This window comes from Streptomyces sp. NBC_00859 (assembly GCF_045161865.1).
Lineage (GTDB): Bacteria > Actinomycetota > Actinomycetes > Streptomycetales > Streptomycetaceae > Streptomyces.
The window spans coordinates 3,025,098-3,042,917 of record NZ_CP108826.1 but is presented as its reverse complement, the minus strand read 5'-3'; the positions used below and the strand labels follow the sequence as shown (position 1 = coordinate 3,042,917).

The window sequence follows — 17,820 nt, the reverse complement described above, 5'->3', positions numbered from 1 at the left end:
CAGTGGCACAGGATCCGCGTAACAGCCGTACGGTCGCCGGGCGTTATCTGCTCGGGGACCGAATCGGCCGGGGCGGCATGGGTACGGTCTGGCGGGCCACCGATCAGCTGCTCGGCCGGGAGGTCGCCGTCAAGGAGCTGAACGCGGAGACCGGAGCGGCCACGGCATCGGCGCTGCGTGAGGCGCGCGCGGTCGCCCAGATCAAGCATCCGCATGTGATCGTCGTCCACGACGTGGTCGTCGAGGACGACGAACACCCCTACATCGTCATGGAACTGGTGGTCGGCGGTTCACTGGCGGGACACCTTTCGGAGCAGGGCCCGGTGGACGCCCGGGAGGCCGCACGTATCGGACTGGCGCTGCTGGGCGCGCTCCGGGCGGCGCATGCCAGAGGGGTCCTGCACCGGGACATCAAGCCCGCCAACGTCCTGCTGGAGGAAGACGGCCGGGTGGTCCTCACCGATTTCGGGATCGCACGGCTCGCCGGGGCGACGACGATCAGTGAGACCGGTGCGTTCATCGGCTCGCCGGAGTACACGGCGCCGGAGCGCATGCAGTGCGGCGAGGCGGGGCCCGCGTCCGACCTGTGGTCGCTCGGCGCGCTGCTGTGTGCCGCGTTGAGCGGGGAGTCGCCCTTCCACCGGGATTCACTGGGCGGGGTGCTGCACGCGGTGGTCGCCGACGAGATCCGCCCGCCCCGTGAGGCGGAGCCGCTCCTGCCCGTCGTCCTGGGGCTGCTGGAACGGGATCCCATGCGCAGGATGGAGGCGGCCGAGGCGGAGCGGCTGCTGGGCGCGTATCTGACTGCGGGGGGCGTGGAGGAGCGCGGGACCGCCGCTCCACCCGTACCGGAGCGCACGGCCGGACCGGCTGGACGGCGTGGACCGGCTGAACCGGCTGAACCGGCTGGAGGGGCTGTACCGGACGCACCGGCCCTGCCGTGTGCCCCAGCGGGGGCGCACGGCAGGCCCACCCCCGTTGCCGGGCCCCCGACTGTTGCCCCGCCCGCCTCCGCCCCGCCCGCCCCGGCCTCCGTGGTCGCCCGGTCCGGTGCCGTCACGCAGTCCGCCGTTGCGCAGTCCGCGCTCCCGCAGTCCGCCGTCCCGCAGCCGGGCGCGGTCGCGCAGCCGGGAGCCGTCGCCATGCCGGGCGAGGCCGCGCAGCCCGGCAGCCCTTCCCGAGCCGCCCAGCCCGGCGGCCCGCCCACGGTGTCGCCGCCGCGGCCCTCCCGTGCTCTGCTCCGGCGGACTTCGCTCGTCGCTGGCGTACTGCTCGCCGCCGCGGCGGGGGCCGGCATCGTGCTGTACGCACAGGGCGACCTGGGACCGGGCCGTAGGGACAGCGCGGCACCGTCGCGGGATGCACCTGCGGCAGCCGCCGCGGGGACCACGGGTATCCCGGACCGCGGATCACAGCGGAAGCCGGACCACAGCGTGGCGTCAAGTCCCCACCCCACGGTGACCGTGACCCGTCAGGCGTCGCCGGCTCCGGGCACGTCCCGGGCCGGTGTGTCCGGTGCCCCGGCCGGTTACCGTACCGCCGAAGACCCCGGCGACTTCTCCCTGGCGGTCCCGGCCGACGCCACCCGGTCGGCCGACGACGAACGCGTCTACTACATGACACCGGGCAAGGTCTTCCGTATCGGCATCCGGATCCACCGCAGCCCCGGCGGCGGCCCCCTCGAAACGCAGCGCGCATCGGATGCCTCGGGTCCCGCCAGCAATCCCGGCTACCGCGACGGCACGGTCACAGCGACCACGCACGGCGGCCATGACGCGGCCCTCTGGGAGTTCACCTGGAACGGATACTCCAGGAGCGAGGGCGCCCGCCACACGTACGACCTCTGCTGGGAGCAGGACGGCCGTCTCTACGACGTCTGGGTATCGGCGCCGGTCGGCAGCCCGGACGCGGCGAAACGGCACTTCGACACGGCCGTCGGCTCCTTCTCGGCGCGGGCCGACGCGAGCAGTACCGGGGACCAGCACTGACCCGGCGGCCTCACGGCACCGAAGGGCCGCAGGAGCGCTGGGAGCGGCGGGAGCGGCGGGAAAGGTGGCCGGAACAAGCACGCCGAGACCGCTCGCACCGCTCAGGGGTCCTTGCGCTATGCGCGTCCGACCCGGGCGGGCACAGTGCAAGGACCCCTAACCCGCCTGATCAGGGGTTATGTCGCCAGCGATCACTGGCGGCATATGTGGGGGCCGTGAAAAGGCGTTACTCATGGGTACCGAAAGTCTCCGCCGAGGCATAACCTCCCCTCATGACGGACTCGCAGGCTTCCACCGCCACGGCCCCCCGGGGCACGAACCCGATCGCCCCCACCCCCTCCGGTGTGCGCACCGCCGCCGATGTGGTCACCCCCGAAGTGGTCGCCCGGCTGACGCGTGGCGTGGTGGGTTCCGGACGTACGGCCAACCACACCCCCTTCACCGGCGGGAAGCTGGCCGATCTGCCCGAGTCGAGTCCCGAGGACGTCGCTACCGCCTTCGAGCGGGCCCGCAGGGCCCAGACCGCGTGGGCCGCGACGCCCGCCCGGACGCGGGCCGCCGTCCTGCTGCGCTTCCACGATCTGGTGCTTTCCCGGCAGGCCGAGGTCCTCGATCTCATCCAGCTGGAGACCGGCAAGGCCAGGCTGCACGCCCACGAGGAGGTCCAGGCCGTCGCTGTCGCCGCGCGCCATTACGGCCGCAAGGCGCCCTCGTACCTCAAGCCCAAGGGGCACACCGGCGCGATCCCGACCTTCACCAAGGTCACCGAACTGCGGCAGCCGCGCGGTGTGGTGGGGCAGATCGCCCCCTGGAACTACCCCTTCGAGCTGTCCGTCGGAGACGCGCTGCCGGCTCTTGTATCCGGCAACGCCCTGGTGATGAAGCCGGACACGGAGACCGCGCTGACCGCGCTCTGGGCCCGCGACCTCATCATCGAGGCCGGGTTGCCCGCCGAGGTCTTCCAAGTGGTCATCGGGGAAGGCCCGGTCGTCGGCCCCGAACTGGTCAAGCACGCCGACTTCGTCTCCTTCACCGGCTCGACGCGCACCGGCCGTGAGGTCGCCCGGGGTGCGGCGGACCGGCTGGTAGGCGTCTCACTCGAACTCGGCGGCAAGAACGCCATGCTGGTCCTGGAGGACGCGGACATCGAGAAAGCGGCCGCGGGCGCGGTCCGCGCGTGCTTCTCCTCGGCGGGGCAGCTCTGCATCTCCATCGAGCGCCTCTACGTCCACGAGTCGATCGCCGACGCGTTCCTGGAGCGCTTCGCGGCGCGTACGAAGGCAATGCGCCTCGGCAGCTCCCTCGCGTACGGCGCGGACATGGGTTCCCTCGCCGGTGAACGCCAGCTCCAGGCTGTGCGGGCGCACGTGGAGGAGGCCGTCTCGAAGGGTGCGACGCTGGTCGCGGGCGGCGTGCACCGCACGGACATCGGGCCGCTCTTCTACGAGCCGACCATCCTGGACGGCGTGGAGGCCCCGATGGCCGTCTGCACCGAGGAGACATTCGGTCCGGTGGTCGCGGTGTACCGCTTCACGGACGAGGCCGAGGCGGTCGCGACGGCCAACGCCACTCCCTACGGCCTCAATTCGAGTGTATGGACGAAGGACGGACGGCGCGGCCACGCGGTCGCCGCCCGGCTGCGGACCGGCACGGTCAACATCAACGAGGGGTACGCGCCCGCGTACGGCAGCGTGCAGTCGCCGATGGGCGGCATGAAGGACTCAGGTCTCGGCCGCAGGCACGGCTCGGAAGGCATCCTCAAGTACACCGAGGCGCAGACCGTCGCGCACCAGCGGGTCATGCCCATGGCGCCGTCCTTCGGTATGGACGACGAGAAGTACGCCGCGTTCATGAGCCGCAGCCTCAAGGCGATGAAGGCCCTCCGACTCCGCTAATTCTCCTACTTCCGCAAGAAATTCTCTGAGAGGAGAGTCAATGTCACAGGAGAGCTCTGCCCGCGGTGAGGTCGCGGCCGGCGGCGGCCCCGACGCGCCGTACGACTACGACGTGCTGGTGGTCGGCTCCGGCTTCGGCGGCTCGGTCACCGCCCTGCGGCTCACCGAGAAGGGGTACCGGGTCGGCGTCCTGGAGGCGGGCCGCCGCTTCACCCCCGGCACCCTCCCCAAGAACTCCTGGGACATCAAGAACTATCTCTGGGCCCCGGCGCTCGGCCTCTACGGCATCCAGCGCGTCCACCTCCTCGGCAATGTGATGGTGCTGGCGGGCGCGGGGGTCGGCGGCGGCTCCCTCAACTACGCCAACACCCTGTACGTACCTCCGGCGCCGTTCTTCCAGGACCGGCAGTGGGCATCCATCACCGACTGGCAGGCCGAACTGGCGCCGTACTACGACCAGGCAAAGCGCATGCTCGGTGTGCGGCTCAACCCGACAATGACGCCCTCCGACGTCCATCTGAAGGCGTCCGCCGAGGCGATGGGCGTCGGTGACTCCTTCCACATGGCGCCCGTCGGGGTGTTCTTCGGCGACGGGGACGACTCGGACGGCACGGCCAGAACGGAGCCCGGCAAGGCCGTTGACGACCCCTACTTCGGCGGGGCGGGCCCCTCCCGCAGGGCGTGCACCGAGTGCGGCGAGTGCATGACGGGCTGCCGCCACGGCGCGAAGAACACCCTCAACGAGAACTACCTCTATCTCGCCGAGAAGGCGGGAGCGGTCATCCACCCGCTGACCTCGGTGACCGCGATAGCGGAACACGGCGAGGGCGGGTACCGGGTCACCACGGTCACGACGGACGCCCGCAAGGGGGCGCCGAGGGTGCTGCGTGCCCGGCAGGTGGTGGTCGCGGCGGGTACGTACGGAACGCAGACGCTGCTCCACACCATGAAGGACCAGGGGCTGCTGCCGCGCATCTCGCCGAAGCTCGGAGAGCTGACCCGTACCAACTCGGAGGCGCTGGTCGGCTCGCAGACCACGGACCGCCGCTACCGCAGGAAGCACGGTGCGCCGAAGGCCGACTTCACCCAGGGGGTCGCGATCACCTCGTCGATCCATCCCGACGCGGACACCCACATCGAGCCGGTGCGGTACGGGAAGGGATCCAACGCGATGGGCGCGATGTCCATCATCCAGGTGCCCTTCGGCTCGCGGCGCGTCCTCGGCTGGCTCGGCAATGTCGCCAAGCACCCCTGGCTGACGGCCCGTTCGCTGTCCAACCGGCGCTGGTCCGAGCGGACCATCATCGGCCTGGTGATGCAGTCGCTCGACAACTCCCTGACGACGTACCGAAAAACGGGTGGGATCGGCAAGGGGCTTCTCACCGCCAGGCAGGGGCACGGCGCGCCCAACCCGAAACAGATCGCCGAGGGCACCCGGGCCGCGTCGCTCATCGCCGAGGAGATCAACGGCTTCGCCGGTTCGAACGTCGGCGAGCTGATGGGGACCCCCCTGACCGCCCACTTCCTGGGCGGCTGCGCGATCGGCGCGACCGCCGACGAGGGCGTGATCGACCCGTACCACCGCCTGTACGGACATCCGGGCATCTCGGTGGTCGACGGTTCGGCGGTGTCGGCGAATCTCGGCGTCAACCCTTCACTGACCATCACCGCCCAGGCGGAGCGGGCCATGTCGTACTGGCCCAACAAGGGCGACGCGGACCCGCGCCCCGAACAGGGCGGGGCGTACGAGCGGCTCGCCGCTGTCGAACCGCAGTCGCCGGCTGTTCCGGCGGCGGCCTTCGGCGCGCTCCGGCTGCCGTTCCTGGGGATGCCCGCGGTCCCGCCGAAGAACACGGCCTCAGCCGGGGGCAGCCCGGCCTCACCCGACAGTGCGGCCCCGGAGAAGACAGGTGGCGCGAAGACAGGTGGCGCGGCCCCGGCGGAGCCGCTGAAGTAGGCCCCGCTCCCCGGGCGCCGAGCGTGCGGGAGGGCTGCACCCCCCTCCGAGTGCAGCCCTCCCGAGTCCGGCCGGTACTCCAGCCGGTGGCGCCGCGTGCGAGACGGGACAACGTGCGGACCTCGTCGCGTACGGGCAGCGGCCCTGCCGCGGTGCTCGTGTACACGGGTGGGGCCACCGGTGGGTACGCATGGATGACCGACCGGCCAGGTGAATGGTTGCTTCCGGACTCCGGGAATCCTCGTGTGAGCTGCATCACTGACGGGTCGCAACGTGAAGCCAGGGGCCCGCGGAAGTGATTCCACGGGCCCCTGGGCAGCGCCACCGGCGTCAGGGCAGCACCGGTGGCGGGCGACGGCGCCGGGGGGTGCGCCGTGGAGGGGTGTGAGCCGGGTGCCGCCCGGCGCGCGGGCGGGAACTCCCGGCGCGGAGGAGGCTGTGCGGGAGGAGGCTGTGCGGGAGGGGGTCCTGCGGGACGTGCGTGCGGGAGGAACCGAGGACCGTGCCGGGACCGGGCTGCCGGTTCCGGGCGTCCCCGGAACCGACGGCCGTGTGTGACCGGGCCGCTGTCCCCTGCCGCCCGGTCACGCGCGCTGAGATGTGGTCCCACGACGCACTTGCGGTACGTCACACGCCTCAGCGAAGCCACGCGTGGTTTTCTCTCTTTCACCAACAGGCCGCCCCTGGCTGACACGGACGCTTGGACCAACGAAGAGCTGCCCGGACCGGTCACGCGCCGTACGGGTGAGAGCGGGCCCGAACTCAGATACGGGCCGTCCCCGGCATGCTCAGATGCGTCCCCGGCACAGTTCGAGCACGGTCATCGCCAGCCCCGTGCCCGGCTTGCCGAGTGCCTCGCTGTAGTGGGCCAGAACCTCCATCTCGCGGGACAGGTTCACCCGGCGCCCGCCGGATGTCATCCGGGCGTCCTGGATGACGGCCGACACCGCCATCCGTTCCTGGATCAGACCGATGATCCGGTCGTCGAGGCTGTCGATGCGCCCGCGAGCGCCCGTGATCACGGCCGCCGCCTCACCACTGTGCGCGCCGGTCCGCTCCGCGCTCGCACCGGCGTTCGTGCCTGAGCCCGTACCGCCTGAGCCTGTCGTTGCTCCAGTGGCAGTGGCAGTGGCAGTGGGCGTGGCTGTGACCGTGCCGACGGGGGCGCTGGTTTCGGTGCTCATGTCCGGGACTCCTGAAGGGGTGCGGCCCCCCGGAGCGGCACGGTCCGGAATGCACAGGCGCCCCGGACCTCTGCCGGTCCGGGGCGCCTGGGGAAGTACGTGTCAGTGGCTCAAGCAGCAGAACCAATGAACCCATGGCAGCCGGACGGGCCGGTGCCATAGGTAAAGACGAAGGTCAGCTGCTGATGCATACGCCCAGTATGGACGGCCTTCGGAGGGAGAGACAAGTCCGTACCTCCGGCCCCGTTAGAATCGACATACCAGACCCCCTCCTTTTCCGCCGGAAGGCCGCCCCGTGCCAGCAGCACCCCCCGCAGCCCCCGAGGTCGTCCTCGTCGTCGACTTCGGCGCGCAGTACGCCCAGCTCATCGCCCGTCGCGTCCGTGAGGCGCGGGTCTACAGCGAGATCGTGCCGTCCTCCATGCCGGTGGCCGAGATGCTGGCGAAGAACCCGAGGGCGATCATCCTCTCCGGCGGCCCGTCGTCCGTGTACGCGCCGGGCGCGCCCAGCGTCGACCGGGCGCTCTTCGAGGCCGGGGTCCCCGTCTTCGGTATGTGCTACGGCTTCCAGCTCATGGCGACCACCCTCGGTGGCACGGTCGACGACAACGGCGCGCGGGAGTACGGCCGCACCGCACTCACCGTGTCCAAGCCCGCTTCGACGCTCTTCGAGGGCACACCGGCCGAGCAGCCGGTGTGGATGTCGCACGGTGACGCCTGCTCGGCTGCGCCCGAGGGCTTCACGGTCACCGCGTCCACGGGCGTCGTGCCCGTCGCGGCCTTCGAGAACGACGAGAAGAAGCTGTACGGCGTCCAGTACCACCCCGAGGTGCTGCACTCCACGCACGGCCAGCAGGTCCTCGAGCACTTCCTCTACCGGGGCGCGGGCATCGAGCCGTCCTGGACCACGACGAGCGTCGTGGAGGAGCAGGTGGCCCTGATCCGCGAGCAGGTCGGCACCAAGCGCGCGATCTGCGGTCTGTCCGGCGGCGTCGACTCCGCCGTCGCGGCCGCCCTCGTGCAGAAGGCCATCGGCTCCCAGCTGACCTGTGTGTACGTGGACCACGGTCTGATGCGCCAGGGCGAGACGGAGCAGGTGGAGAAGGACTTCGTCGCCGCCACGGGCGTACAGCTCAAGGTCGTCGACGCCGAGGACCGCTTCCTGACCGCACTCAAGGGCGTCTCCGACCCCGAGCAGAAGCGGAAGATCATCGGGCGCGAGTTCATCCGCGTCTTCGAGCAGGCCCAGGCCGAGATCATCGCCGACGCGGGCGAGGACGTCGCCTTCCTGGTGCAGGGCACGCTGTACCCGGACGTCGTCGAGTCCGGCGGCGGCACCGGCACCGCCAACATCAAGTCCCACCACAATGTGGGCGGCCTGCCCGACGACATCGAGTTCGAGCTCGTCGAGCCGCTGCGCCAGCTCTTCAAGGACGAGGTCCGGATGGTCGGCCAGGAGCTCGGCCTGCCGGAAGAGATCGTCCAGCGCCAGCCCTTCCCCGGCCCCGGCCTCGGTATCCGTATCGTCGGCGAGGTCACCAAGGAGCGGCTCGACCTGCTGCGCGAAGCCGACGCCATCGCGCGTGAGGAGCTCACGGCGGCCGGTCTCGACCGCGAGATCTGGCAGTGCCCCGTGGTGCTGCTGGCGGATGTCAGGTCGGTCGGTGTCCAGGGCGACGGCCGCACCTACGGCCACCCGATCGTGCTGCGTCCCGTCTCGTCCGAGGACGCCATGACGGCCGACTGGACGCGGCTGCCGTACGACGTGCTCGGGAAGATCTCGACGCGTATCACCAACGAGGTCGCCGAGGTGAACCGTGTGGTGCTCGATGTGACGAGCAAGCCCCCGGGCACCATCGAGTGGGAGTGACCTGCAGCTGACGAGCGCCGCGGTACCGGACATCCGGTACCGCGGCGCTTCGCTGTCGCCGCCGACGGGCGGTGCATGACTCTGTTCACCTGCGGTAACGCGCGGTAGCTTCCGGCCATGACTGAGATGCCAGCCCCGATACCGGCCCCCTACACGACCTCCGCACCGGCCTCCGCTTCGGCCGCGCCGGCCCCCGTACCGGTCGAGCAGCTCCGGTTCGCCATGCCGCCCGTCCACGAGACGCTCGCGGAGGAGCGCCAGTACCGGAAGACGAGGCTCGCGGGGGCGCTGCGGCTCTTCGCGCAGTACGGCTACGAGGACGGCGTCTCGGGCCACATCACCGCCCGGGACCCGGGTTACGCCGACTGTTTCTGGGTGAACCCGTTCGGGGCGCCGCTGGCGGAGCTCGGGGCCGGGGACCTGATCCTGGTCAACGGCGACGGACAGGTCGTCGAGGGCCGCCACCACGTGAACCAGGCCGCCTTCGCCGTACACGCCCAAGTGCACCGGGCCAGGCCCGGGGTGGTCGGGGTCGCGCACAGCCACTCGCTGCACGGGCGGGCGCTGTCCGCGCTGGGCGAGCTCCTGGAGCCCATCACCCAGGAGGCCTGTGCCTTCTACGAGGACCACGCGCTCTACGACTCCTACACCGGCGTCGTCGTCGACGAGGAGGAGGGCCGCAGGATCGCCGCCGCACTCGGCGACCGCAAGGCGGTCATCCTCCGCAACCACGGTCTGCTGACCGTGGGCGACTCGGTGGACGCCGCGGCCTGGTGGTTCCTCACCATGGAGCGTTCCTGCCAGGTCCAGCTCGCCGCGCGGGCCGCGGGCAAGCCCGTGCTGATCGACCACAGGAACGCCGTCGCCACGCGTGAGCAGCTGGGCAGTGATCTGGTGGCGTGGATCAACTACCAGCCGCTGTGGCGGCAGATCAGCGGAACCGGTCCCGGTCCCGGCGTACGGGATTGAACGCGCGGATTGACCTAGCTGGACGGACCTAGTCGGACGGACCGAGCCGGATCGGCCGAGCCGGACTGGACGCACCGGACTGCACGCGCGGCATCGAACGGCCGGGAGCGAACGGCCAGGAGTGAACGGCCAGGGGTGAACGGCCAGGGGTGAACGGCCAGGGGTGAACGCTCGTGCGGAAGCGCGCCGTTGTGAAGCCGCGTCAACCTGACGTGCTGTCAATCACCCCCGCTGACCTGACCTGCTGCCGATGGGCCGCCGCCCGTGCGGCACAATTCCCTTGAAATGCAAGGTAGTTCACGAAGTCCGTGGAAGTGCACGGGGCGGAAAAGGGCGGCGTTCTGCGTGGCGGTACAGGAAGCAAGACAGGGCGAAGGTCCGCACGCCGGGGCGCACGGCGGCGGGTGCACGTGCCCCGGCTGTCCGCACGGGGCGCGTGAGGGGCACCGGCGCGCTGTTGCCGCGTTCCTCGCCCGCAGGGACGGGCTGGCGGCCGGTGAGGGTCTGCCCGCCGGCGTCGCCCACTCGGCGGGGGCATCCCGCCAGTGGGTGTCCGACGAGCTGACCGAGTCGGCACGCGCGGTGGCCGAACGCAGCAGGGAGGCCGGCGAAGCCTGGTTCCAGCGGGTGTGGGTGCGCACGTTGCTGGTGGTGTGGGGGAGCGCGGCGGCGCTCGTGCTCGCCGAGGCGGCGACCGCGATCGGCGCGGGCTGGAGCACGGCCCGTACCGCCGGAGTGCTCGCCGCGGTGATCACCGCTGGGCTGCTGACCGGCGCGGCGCGCACCCACCGGGCGCACGGCGGACTCCTGGCCCCCGTGATCGGCGAGGACAACCGGCTGTCCACCTCCCGGGCGGTCGCCGGGGCGTGGGTGCTGCTCGCGGTCTTCTCCGTGCTGGTCCTCTCGCTCCAGCTCGCGGGGGCTTCCGGCCCCGGCAGGCGCGACGATCTGATCGCCGGACTCGAACTGGCCCGGGGCGCGGGCCTGGTGAGTGTGCTGGCCCTGGTCTGCGCCGTCGCGGTGGTGGTCCGGCGGGTGGTGGCACTGCGGGTGCTGGCCCAGAAGCTGCAGAAGGTGGGCGCCGACCGGCCGCGCGCCGCCGATCTGCTCACGGACGACTCGGGGCGCGGCAGCTTCGGCGACGTGCAGTACGTCCTGGTCACCGCGGTCACGGTGGTGTTCGCCGCGGTACGTCTGGCCCGCCGTCCCGATCAGCTGCCCGACCTCCCGTGGGGGCTTGCGCTCCTGGTCGGCGTCTCGGCCGTGACGTACTTCGCGGGGAAGTACGCGGAGGGCGGCAGGCCCGTGGTGCTCTCGGTGGTCCGGGCCAGGGAGGCCGGGGACCTGGACGCCCCGATCCGTACCGGGGACGACATCGAGATCCGTGGTGCGGGCTTCGTTCCGCCGGGGGCGCGGACCCCGGACCGGCTGGCCCGGATGATGGTGCGGATCGGTACGGTGCACGTCCATGTGCCGCTGGTCCCGGTGGAGGGTGGTTTCGCCAACCCCTCGGACACGGTGCTGACGGTGCCCGTACCGGTGGAGGTCGAGCCGGGCCGGGTGGAGGTACGTGTGGTGACGGCGGCCGGAGTGGAGACGGCGGCGTGCGAGATCGACGTGACCGACTGATCGCGGTGTCGGGCTGATCGGTGTGACCGGCTGATCGTGGTGTCGGGCTGATCCACGTGACTCACTGATGGAGGTGACGGGCCGGTCGAGGTGAGCCCGGTCGGTGCGACCGAGTGAACCGGCTGACCGGTGTGGCTGGCCGGTTGACGGGACCGGACGGCCGACGGGACCGGGCGGCCGGTGTGCGGAACCGGGCGGTCGTGCGTGCGGAACCGGGCGGTCGTGCGTGCCGGTGGCGGGCGTGGCCCGCAGCCGCGAGCACCCCCGTCCGCGGCCCTTCCCGGCACGCAACGCAAAATCGTGACTGCGTCCGCCACACCGGCACGCGCCACGGGGCAATCGGAGAGGCAGGACCAGGCCATGGTTCAGGGATACCGGACGGGCACACCCATAGGGATCGGCGGCACTGTGCGGCGCCGCGGCGGAGGCCGTCAGGAGGCCGCCCGGCGGTACTCGCTGCTTCCGCTCCGGATCTTCCTCGGTGTCACCTTTCTGTACGCCGGGATCGACAAGCTCACCGACTCCGCCTTCCTGCACGCGACGGGCCCCGGTTCCATCGGTGAGCTCATGCACTCCGTGCGCGGTTCCGCCGCCGTCCCGGCACTCGTGGACCTGGCCCTGAAGAGCCCGTCGGGCTTCGGATACGTGATCGCCCTCGGGGAACTCGCCGTCGGCATCGGCACGCTGCTCGGGCTCTTCGGCCGGGTCGCGGCGCTCGGCGGGGCCCTGATCTCGCTGAGTCTCTGGCTGACCGTGAGCTGGCAGTCCACGCCGTACTACTACGGCAACGACCTCGTCTACCTCGTGGCCTGGCTGCCGCTCCTGCTCGCCGGGTCGCCGCTGTTCTCGGTGGACGCCCTTCTGGCCGCCCGCCGGCGTACGCCGTAACCGACCGTGCTGGTGATGCCCGCCAGCACCAGACCGGCGGCGAGCATCGGCAGCGCGGCCACCGGCGGTGTCCGCCAGAAGCCGCCCGCGTCACCGAGGTAGACGGCCGCGATCGCCAGGAGCACCAGCCCCGCGACGGCCTTTCCCGGCCGGAACTCGTGCAGGAACTCCCGGTGCGGCTCACGGCGCGGCGCGTCGGCACGCCGCGCCCCGCCGGACGGCACCTCGCCGGCACGCTGTCCGTCCCGCTGCGTTCCCGCAGGCCCTGCTCCGTCACCGTGCACGGGTCACCTCCACCTGTCCCAGGCCGACCTCCAGATGGAGATCGACCGTGCCTCCGGGCTTGCTGCCGTGCTGCGGGGCGAGGGTCACCGTTCTGTCCCGGGCGGGGGAGATGTCGATGTCCTGCTGGTTCTCACCGGGCAACTGGATGTCGCCCAGACCCGCCTCGGCCCTGAGCCGCACGGTCACGTTCTTCGGCACGACGACCGCCACCCGGCCCGCACCGACCTCCACATGTGTACGGACGGACTTCCCCGGCGGGAGGTCCAGGTGGCCGAGGTCCAGCGTGCCGACTCCTGTGCCCACCTCGTACCGCGGGTGCACGGCCGACACCGCGGCCGGCCGCCACTCCGTACGCACCCAGTGCGATGTGACCCTTTCCGGCAGGGCGCTCGCAGCCGCCAGCAGCCCCGTCGTGAGCACCACCAGGACGAGCGTGCCGAACCCCGTACGGCCGATGAACGAGCTGAGCAGCAGGCCGAGTCCGAAGACGGCGAGTGCGCAGGCCAGCCCCGTCTGCAGGCTCGTGCCGACCGGATGGCCGTTCCAGGAGAGACCCGTGCCGAGCCCGGCCGCGGCCAGCGCGACGAGGAACAGCCGGCCGCCGATACCTCGCGGCCCCCGGCTCGCGGCCGGGACGGCCCGCGGTTTCCTGCTGGACGGCGTATCCGCCACGCTGTCCGACGGGCCCCAGAGATAGCCGGATCCGACCGGCCCCGTGGTGCCGTCCTTGATGATCGGGTCCCGCCACCAGGACGGGCCGGCCGGCGCCGGGGGCGCCTTCGTCTCCGGCGGCGCGTCAGCCACTTTCTGCCCGGCCACTTTCTGCCCGGCCGCGCGCTGCCCGGTGGCCGGTTCCGGCGGTTCGGGGACGGCGAGCCTGCGCCGCTCCGACCAGACCGCGGAGCCCGCGGTGGCCAGCGAGAGCAGCGCCGCGAAGACCAGTACCGTCACGTAGTGCAGCATCGAGAGGAAAAGCCCGCAGCCGATCAGCGCGAAGAGCACCGCGGCCATGGACGCGCCCTCGACCCGCCCGGTCAGCAGTCTGCGTGCCTCGTTCTCCTCCTCGCCGTCCAGCTGGATCAGCAGCCAGGCGAAACCGTAGAAGATCAGCCCGACGCCGCCGGTCACCGCCAGCACCCCGAGAACGACCCGGAAGATCACCGGATCCAGGTCGAAATGTCTGCCGAGCCCCCCGCAGACCCCGGCGACCACCTTGTTGCTCCGGTGGCGCCGCAGCTGCGGTCGCGGCTCGCTCTGCGGCGGCGGGGTTGTCATACCCCCATGGTGACGGCCCGTCCGCGCAGGCGGGGGCTGCCGCGACCCTGGCCGATCCCTGATTTCGTACCGCGGAACCAGGGGGTTTTCCCTGATGCCCGCAGCGGCCGGTCCGTGTGACGATCGGACCATGCCAGTCGCCCCGCCACGCCCCGCAGGCGCCACCGCCGAACCGACGGAGGAGCCCACGCCGCGCAAGCTGTACCGCAGCGCCGAAGGGCGGATGCTGGGCGGCGTCGCACGCGGGCTCGCCGGACACCTGGGAGTACCCGTCTCCTGGGTGCGGGCCGCGTTCATCGCGCTCTTCACCCTGGAGGGTCTGGGCGCGCTGCTGTACGTCGCGTTCTGGTTCGTCGTGCCGCTCGGCGCCGGCGGGGTCGAGGCGAACAGATCGCCCTTCGAGCAGTCCCCGGACGGCCGCCGCAGACTGCGCAAGCCGGACGGGGGCCAGATCGTCGCCCTCGTCGCGCTGATCATCGGTGTGGCGATCTTCATCCAGAACGTGGACATCGGCGGTGACGCCAGCCCGTACATCTGGCCCGTCCTGCTCATCGGCGCCGGTGTCGTCCTGGTCTGGCGCCAGGCCGACAACTCGCGCCGGGCGCACTGGTCTGAGGTAGGCCGCAGCAGCCGGCTGCTGCCGCTGGGGCGCGCACTGGCGGGTGTCGTGCTGGTCGGCGTGGGGCTCGCCGCGTTCATCGTGATCCGCGGCTCGTCGGCGCAGCTCGGCAATGTGCTGACCGCCGCGCTCGCCGTGGTCGCCGGGATTGCCCTGCTGGCGGGGCCCTGGCTCGTCCGGATGACCCAGGACCTCTCCCAGGAACGGCTGATGCGTATCCGCGCCCAGGAGCGTGCGGAGGTCGCCGCACATGTCCACGACTCGGTGCTGCACACCCTCACCCTGATCCAGCGCAACGCGGAGGAGCCGGGCGAGGTACGCAGGCTGGCCCGCGCCCAGGAGCGCGAGCTGCGCGCCTGGCTCTACCGCCCCGAGGGCACGGGCAAGGACAAGGACGACGAGCCGGAGACCCTCGCCGATGCCGTCAAGAAGTCCGCAGCCGAGGTGGAGGACAAGCACGGGGTGCCGCTGGAGGTGGTCGTCGTCGGCGACTGCCCGCTGGACGAGAAGCTCTCGGCCCAGATGCAGGCGGCACGCGAGGCCATGGTCAACGCGGCCAAGTACGGTGGCGAGGGCGGGGCCGTACAGGTGTACGCGGAAGTCGAAGGCCGTACGGTCTTCGTGTCGGTACGGGACCGGGGACCCGGTTTCGACCTCGACGCGGTGCCCGGCGACCGGATGGGCGTAAGAGAATCGATCATCGGCCGTATGCAGCGCAACGGCGGTACGGCAAGCCTGCGTTCCGCTCCCGACGGGGGCACCGTAGTGGAACTGGAGATGGAGCGAGCATGACCGAGCCCACCGACCGCACGGGGACACCCGGCCCCAACGACAGCACCCGCACCAACGGCAGCACCGCCCCCAACGACAGCACCGATCCCGGCGACCGCTCCGGGAACGACGGGCCCGCCGGGAGTGGGCCGCCCGCGGAGCGCCGCAGGGCCCGGGTCGTCCTCGTCGACGACCACCGGATGTTCCGCACGGGGGTGCAGGCGGAGATCGGCCGTACGGAGACGACGGGTGTCGAGGTCGTCGGTGAAGCGGCCGACGTGGACCAGGCGGTCACCGTCATCAAGGCCACCCGCCCCGAGGTCGTCCTGCTCGACGTCCACCTGCCGGGCGGCGGCGGCGTCGAAGTGCTGCGCCGCTCCGCCGCGTTGATGTCCGACGGGGAGAACCCGGTCCGTTTCCTCGCCCTGTCCGTCTCGGATGCCGCGGAGGACGTGATCGGCGTCATCAGGGGCGGTGCCCGGGGCTACGTCACCAAGACGATCACCGGCGCCGACCTGGTCGACTCGATCTTCCGGGTCCAGGACGGCGACGCGGTGTTCTCTCCCCGCCTCGCGGGGTTCGTCCTCGATGCCTTCGCGTCGACGGACGCACCGCCGGTCGACGAGGACATGGACCGTCTGACGCAGCGCGAGCGGGAGGTCCTGCGGCTCATCGCACGCGGCTACGCGTACAAGGAGATCGCCAAACAGCTCTTCATCTCGGTGAAGACTGTCGAGTCGCACGTCTCGGCGGTGCTGCGCAAACTCCAGCTGTCGAACCGGCACGAACTGACCCGGTGGGCGACAGCGCGCCGTCTGGTCTGAGCCCGCGGCGCGGTTTCCGGGTGCGCTCCGGGTCCCGGGCCGTCGGCCCGTCCCGGCGGCCGGTCTCGTCAGTCCGCCCCGTCGCCCCGCTCCGGATTCGGGGGCCTGCCGCGGCGGGGGATGGCGCCCGCGTCGCGTGGCAGCCGCCCGGCGTCGGAGAGGGCCCTGCGGAGCAGGAACTCGATCTGGGCGTTGGCGCTGCGCAGTTCGTCCGCGGCCCAGCGGGCCAGGGCGTCGTGCACGGACGGGTCCAGCCGCAGCAGTACCTGCTTGCGGGACCTGCCCGCTCGCCGTGGCGCGGAGCCGGAGGGGGCGGAAGCGTCGGTGGCTTCCCGGCTCTCCGGCCCGTCCTCGTCCGCCGGACCCTCCTCCACGGATCCCTCCCCGCTCACTGGTAGAGGGAGCCGGTGTTCAGGACCGGCTGGACGGCTCGGTCACCGCACAGCACCACCATCAGATTGCTGACCATGGCGGCCTTCCGCTCCTCGTCGAGTTCCACGATGCCATGTTCGCTGATCCTGGCCAGGGCCTGCTCGACCATACCGACCGCCCCTTCGACGATCTGCTTCCGGGCGGCGACGACGGCACCCGCCTGCTGGCGCTGGAGCATCGCGGAGGCGATCTCCGGCGCGTACGCGAGGTGGCTGAACCGGGACTCGATGATCCGGACCCCCGCGGCCCGGACGCGCGCGGTCAGCTCCAGCGAGAGCTTCTCGGTGATCTCGTCCGCGTTGCCGCGCAGCGAGAGCGCGTCCTCGTCGTGAGCGTCGTACGGGTACTCGATGGCGATGTGCCGTACCGCCGACTCGGTCTGGGTCGCGATGAACTTGCGGTAGTCGTCCACCTCGAACAGCGCCTGCGCCGTGTCCTCGACCTTCCACACGACGACCGCGGCGAGCTCGATCGGGTTGCCGTATGCGTCGTTGACCTTCAGGACCGACGTCTCGATGTTCCGCACCCGGGTGGAGATCTTCCGTGAACTGGTCAGCGGGTTCACCCAGCGCAGCCCGTCCTGGCGGATCGTGCCCACGTAACGCCCGAACAGCTGGATCACGCGGGCCTCGCCCGGAGCGACCATCTTCACCCCGGTCATGCAGAACAGGGACACGAGCAGGACGACGATGCCCACGACGACCAGGGCGGCACTGAGCCCGCCGCTGCCCGAGACCCCGCCGCCGATGAGCAGCCCGAGCCCCGCGGCCGCGCCGATCAGGGTCAGCAGCAGCGCGATACCGCCCGCGATGCCGTGGGCCTGGCTCTCATGCACATGCGGGGCCGGCATCTCCGGGGTGTCCGCATCGAGGCCGGCCGATGTGGTCGTCCCGTTGTGCCCGCCGGTGGGCGCCGGGTCCTGCCCGGGTGTTCCGGTCATGGTGTGCTCCTTCTCCGGGGCATGGCCCCTTGCTCATCCTTGATGACTGGCGCTGTCCAGTGATGACTGCGAATAATCAAAGTGGTATCTCATTTAAGCACGGCACCCCGAGGCGGGCAACGGTGTCGCTCCGGTCGTGAGGGGGCCGGCCCGAGGGCGGGGCTGCTGCGGATGGAGGGGGTGGATGTGCGGTCGGCAGGGGCAGGTGTGGGCGGAGATGGCCAGTGACGCACAGGAACGGGCGTATACCGTACGTGTTGGGTCATTGCCGTACGTGGCGATGTAAAAAGGGTG

Annotated in this window: 14 protein-coding genes; 9 read left to right on the top strand and 5 right to left on the bottom strand. The window is 71.4% G+C overall.

Going from position 1 to position 17,820, the window contains the following annotated elements:
- Nucleotides 1-77 precede the first annotated feature (77 nt).
- The 3 genes from OG584_RS12945 (at nt 78) to OG584_RS12935 (ending at nt 5,840) form a co-directional block, all read left to right on the top strand.
- Nucleotides 78-1,988 carry a protein kinase domain-containing protein gene (locus OG584_RS12945; RefSeq protein WP_405784033.1) on the top strand — a complete coding sequence of 637 codons (1,911 nt, stop codon included), beginning with the start codon at nt 78-80 and terminating at the stop codon, nt 1,986-1,988.
- Between the two features lie 272 nt (nt 1,989-2,260).
- Entirely contained in the window at nt 2,261-3,883 is a 1,623-nt protein-coding gene (locus OG584_RS12940; RefSeq protein ID WP_405778001.1) for a succinic semialdehyde dehydrogenase, read from the top strand.
- Nucleotides 3,884-3,923: 40 nt separating this feature from the next.
- Nucleotides 3,924-5,840: a GMC oxidoreductase gene (locus OG584_RS12935; RefSeq protein ID WP_405778000.1), complete on the top strand. Its 1,917-nt coding sequence runs from the start codon at nt 3,924-3,926 to the stop codon at nt 5,838-5,840.
- Between the two features lie 788 nt (nt 5,841-6,628).
- On the opposite strand, the gene OG584_RS12930 is transcribed toward OG584_RS12935, so the two are convergent.
- Complete coding sequence (locus tag OG584_RS12930; protein WP_405777999.1) at nt 6,629-7,024, bottom strand: chorismate mutase; 396 nt, start codon at nt 7,022-7,024, stop codon at nt 6,629-6,631.
- Between the two features lie 295 nt (nt 7,025-7,319).
- Between OG584_RS12930 and guaA the strand changes: the two genes are divergently transcribed.
- The 4 genes from guaA to OG584_RS12910 all read left to right on the top strand — a co-directional run bounded on the left by guaA (nt 7,320) and on the right by OG584_RS12910 (nt 12,380).
- Complete coding sequence (gene guaA, locus OG584_RS12925; protein WP_405777998.1) at nt 7,320-8,894, top strand: glutamine-hydrolyzing GMP synthase; 1,575 nt, start codon at nt 7,320-7,322, stop codon at nt 8,892-8,894.
- Between the two features lie 126 nt (nt 8,895-9,020).
- Nucleotides 9,021-9,863: a class II aldolase/adducin family protein gene (locus OG584_RS12920; RefSeq protein WP_405784031.1), complete on the top strand. Its 843-nt coding sequence runs from the start codon at nt 9,021-9,023 to the stop codon at nt 9,861-9,863.
- A gap of 345 nt (nt 9,864-10,208) precedes the next feature.
- Nucleotides 10,209-11,492, top strand: coding sequence for a hypothetical protein (locus OG584_RS12915; RefSeq protein WP_405777997.1), 1,284 nt, complete (start codon nt 10,209-10,211; stop codon nt 11,490-11,492).
- 360 nt (nt 11,493-11,852) lie between these two features.
- A complete protein-coding gene (locus tag OG584_RS12910; RefSeq protein ID WP_405777996.1) occupies nt 11,853-12,380 on the top strand; it encodes a DoxX family protein in 528 nt (175 codons plus the stop codon).
- Here OG584_RS12910 and OG584_RS12905 read toward each other — a convergent pair.
- On the bottom strand, nt 12,290-12,664 hold the full coding sequence (locus OG584_RS12905; protein ID WP_405777995.1) for a hypothetical protein: 375 nt from the start codon (nt 12,662-12,664) through the stop codon (nt 12,290-12,292). The two genes, OG584_RS12910 and OG584_RS12905, sit on opposite strands and share 91 nt — an antisense overlap.
- Entirely contained in the window at nt 12,654-13,940 is a 1,287-nt protein-coding gene (locus OG584_RS12900; RefSeq protein ID WP_405777994.1) for a PspC domain-containing protein, read from the bottom strand. Before OG584_RS12900 ends, OG584_RS12905 begins: the two co-directional genes overlap by 11 nt.
- Nucleotides 13,941-14,070: 130 nt before the next feature.
- On the opposite strand from OG584_RS12900, the gene OG584_RS12895 reads away from it, so the two are divergent.
- Nucleotides 14,071-15,351: a PspC domain-containing protein gene (locus tag OG584_RS12895; RefSeq protein ID WP_405777993.1), complete on the top strand. Its 1,281-nt coding sequence runs from the start codon at nt 14,071-14,073 to the stop codon at nt 15,349-15,351.
- Nucleotides 15,348-16,154, top strand: coding sequence for a LuxR C-terminal-related transcriptional regulator (locus OG584_RS12890; protein ID WP_405777992.1), 807 nt, complete (start codon nt 15,348-15,350; stop codon nt 16,152-16,154). Before OG584_RS12895 ends, OG584_RS12890 begins: the two co-directional genes overlap by 4 nt.
- 68 nt (nt 16,155-16,222) lie before the next feature.
- On the opposite strand, the gene OG584_RS12885 is transcribed toward OG584_RS12890, so the two are convergent.
- Both OG584_RS12885 and OG584_RS12880 read right to left on the bottom strand, forming a co-directional pair.
- Entirely contained in the window at nt 16,223-16,528 is a 306-nt protein-coding gene (locus OG584_RS12885; RefSeq protein ID WP_405777991.1) for a hypothetical protein, read from the bottom strand.
- A gap of 14 nt (nt 16,529-16,542) precedes the next feature.
- A complete protein-coding gene (locus tag OG584_RS12880) occupies nt 16,543-17,436 on the bottom strand; it encodes an SPFH domain-containing protein (RefSeq protein ID WP_405784030.1) in 894 nt (297 codons plus the stop codon).
- Between the last annotated feature and the right edge of the window lie 384 nt (nt 17,437-17,820).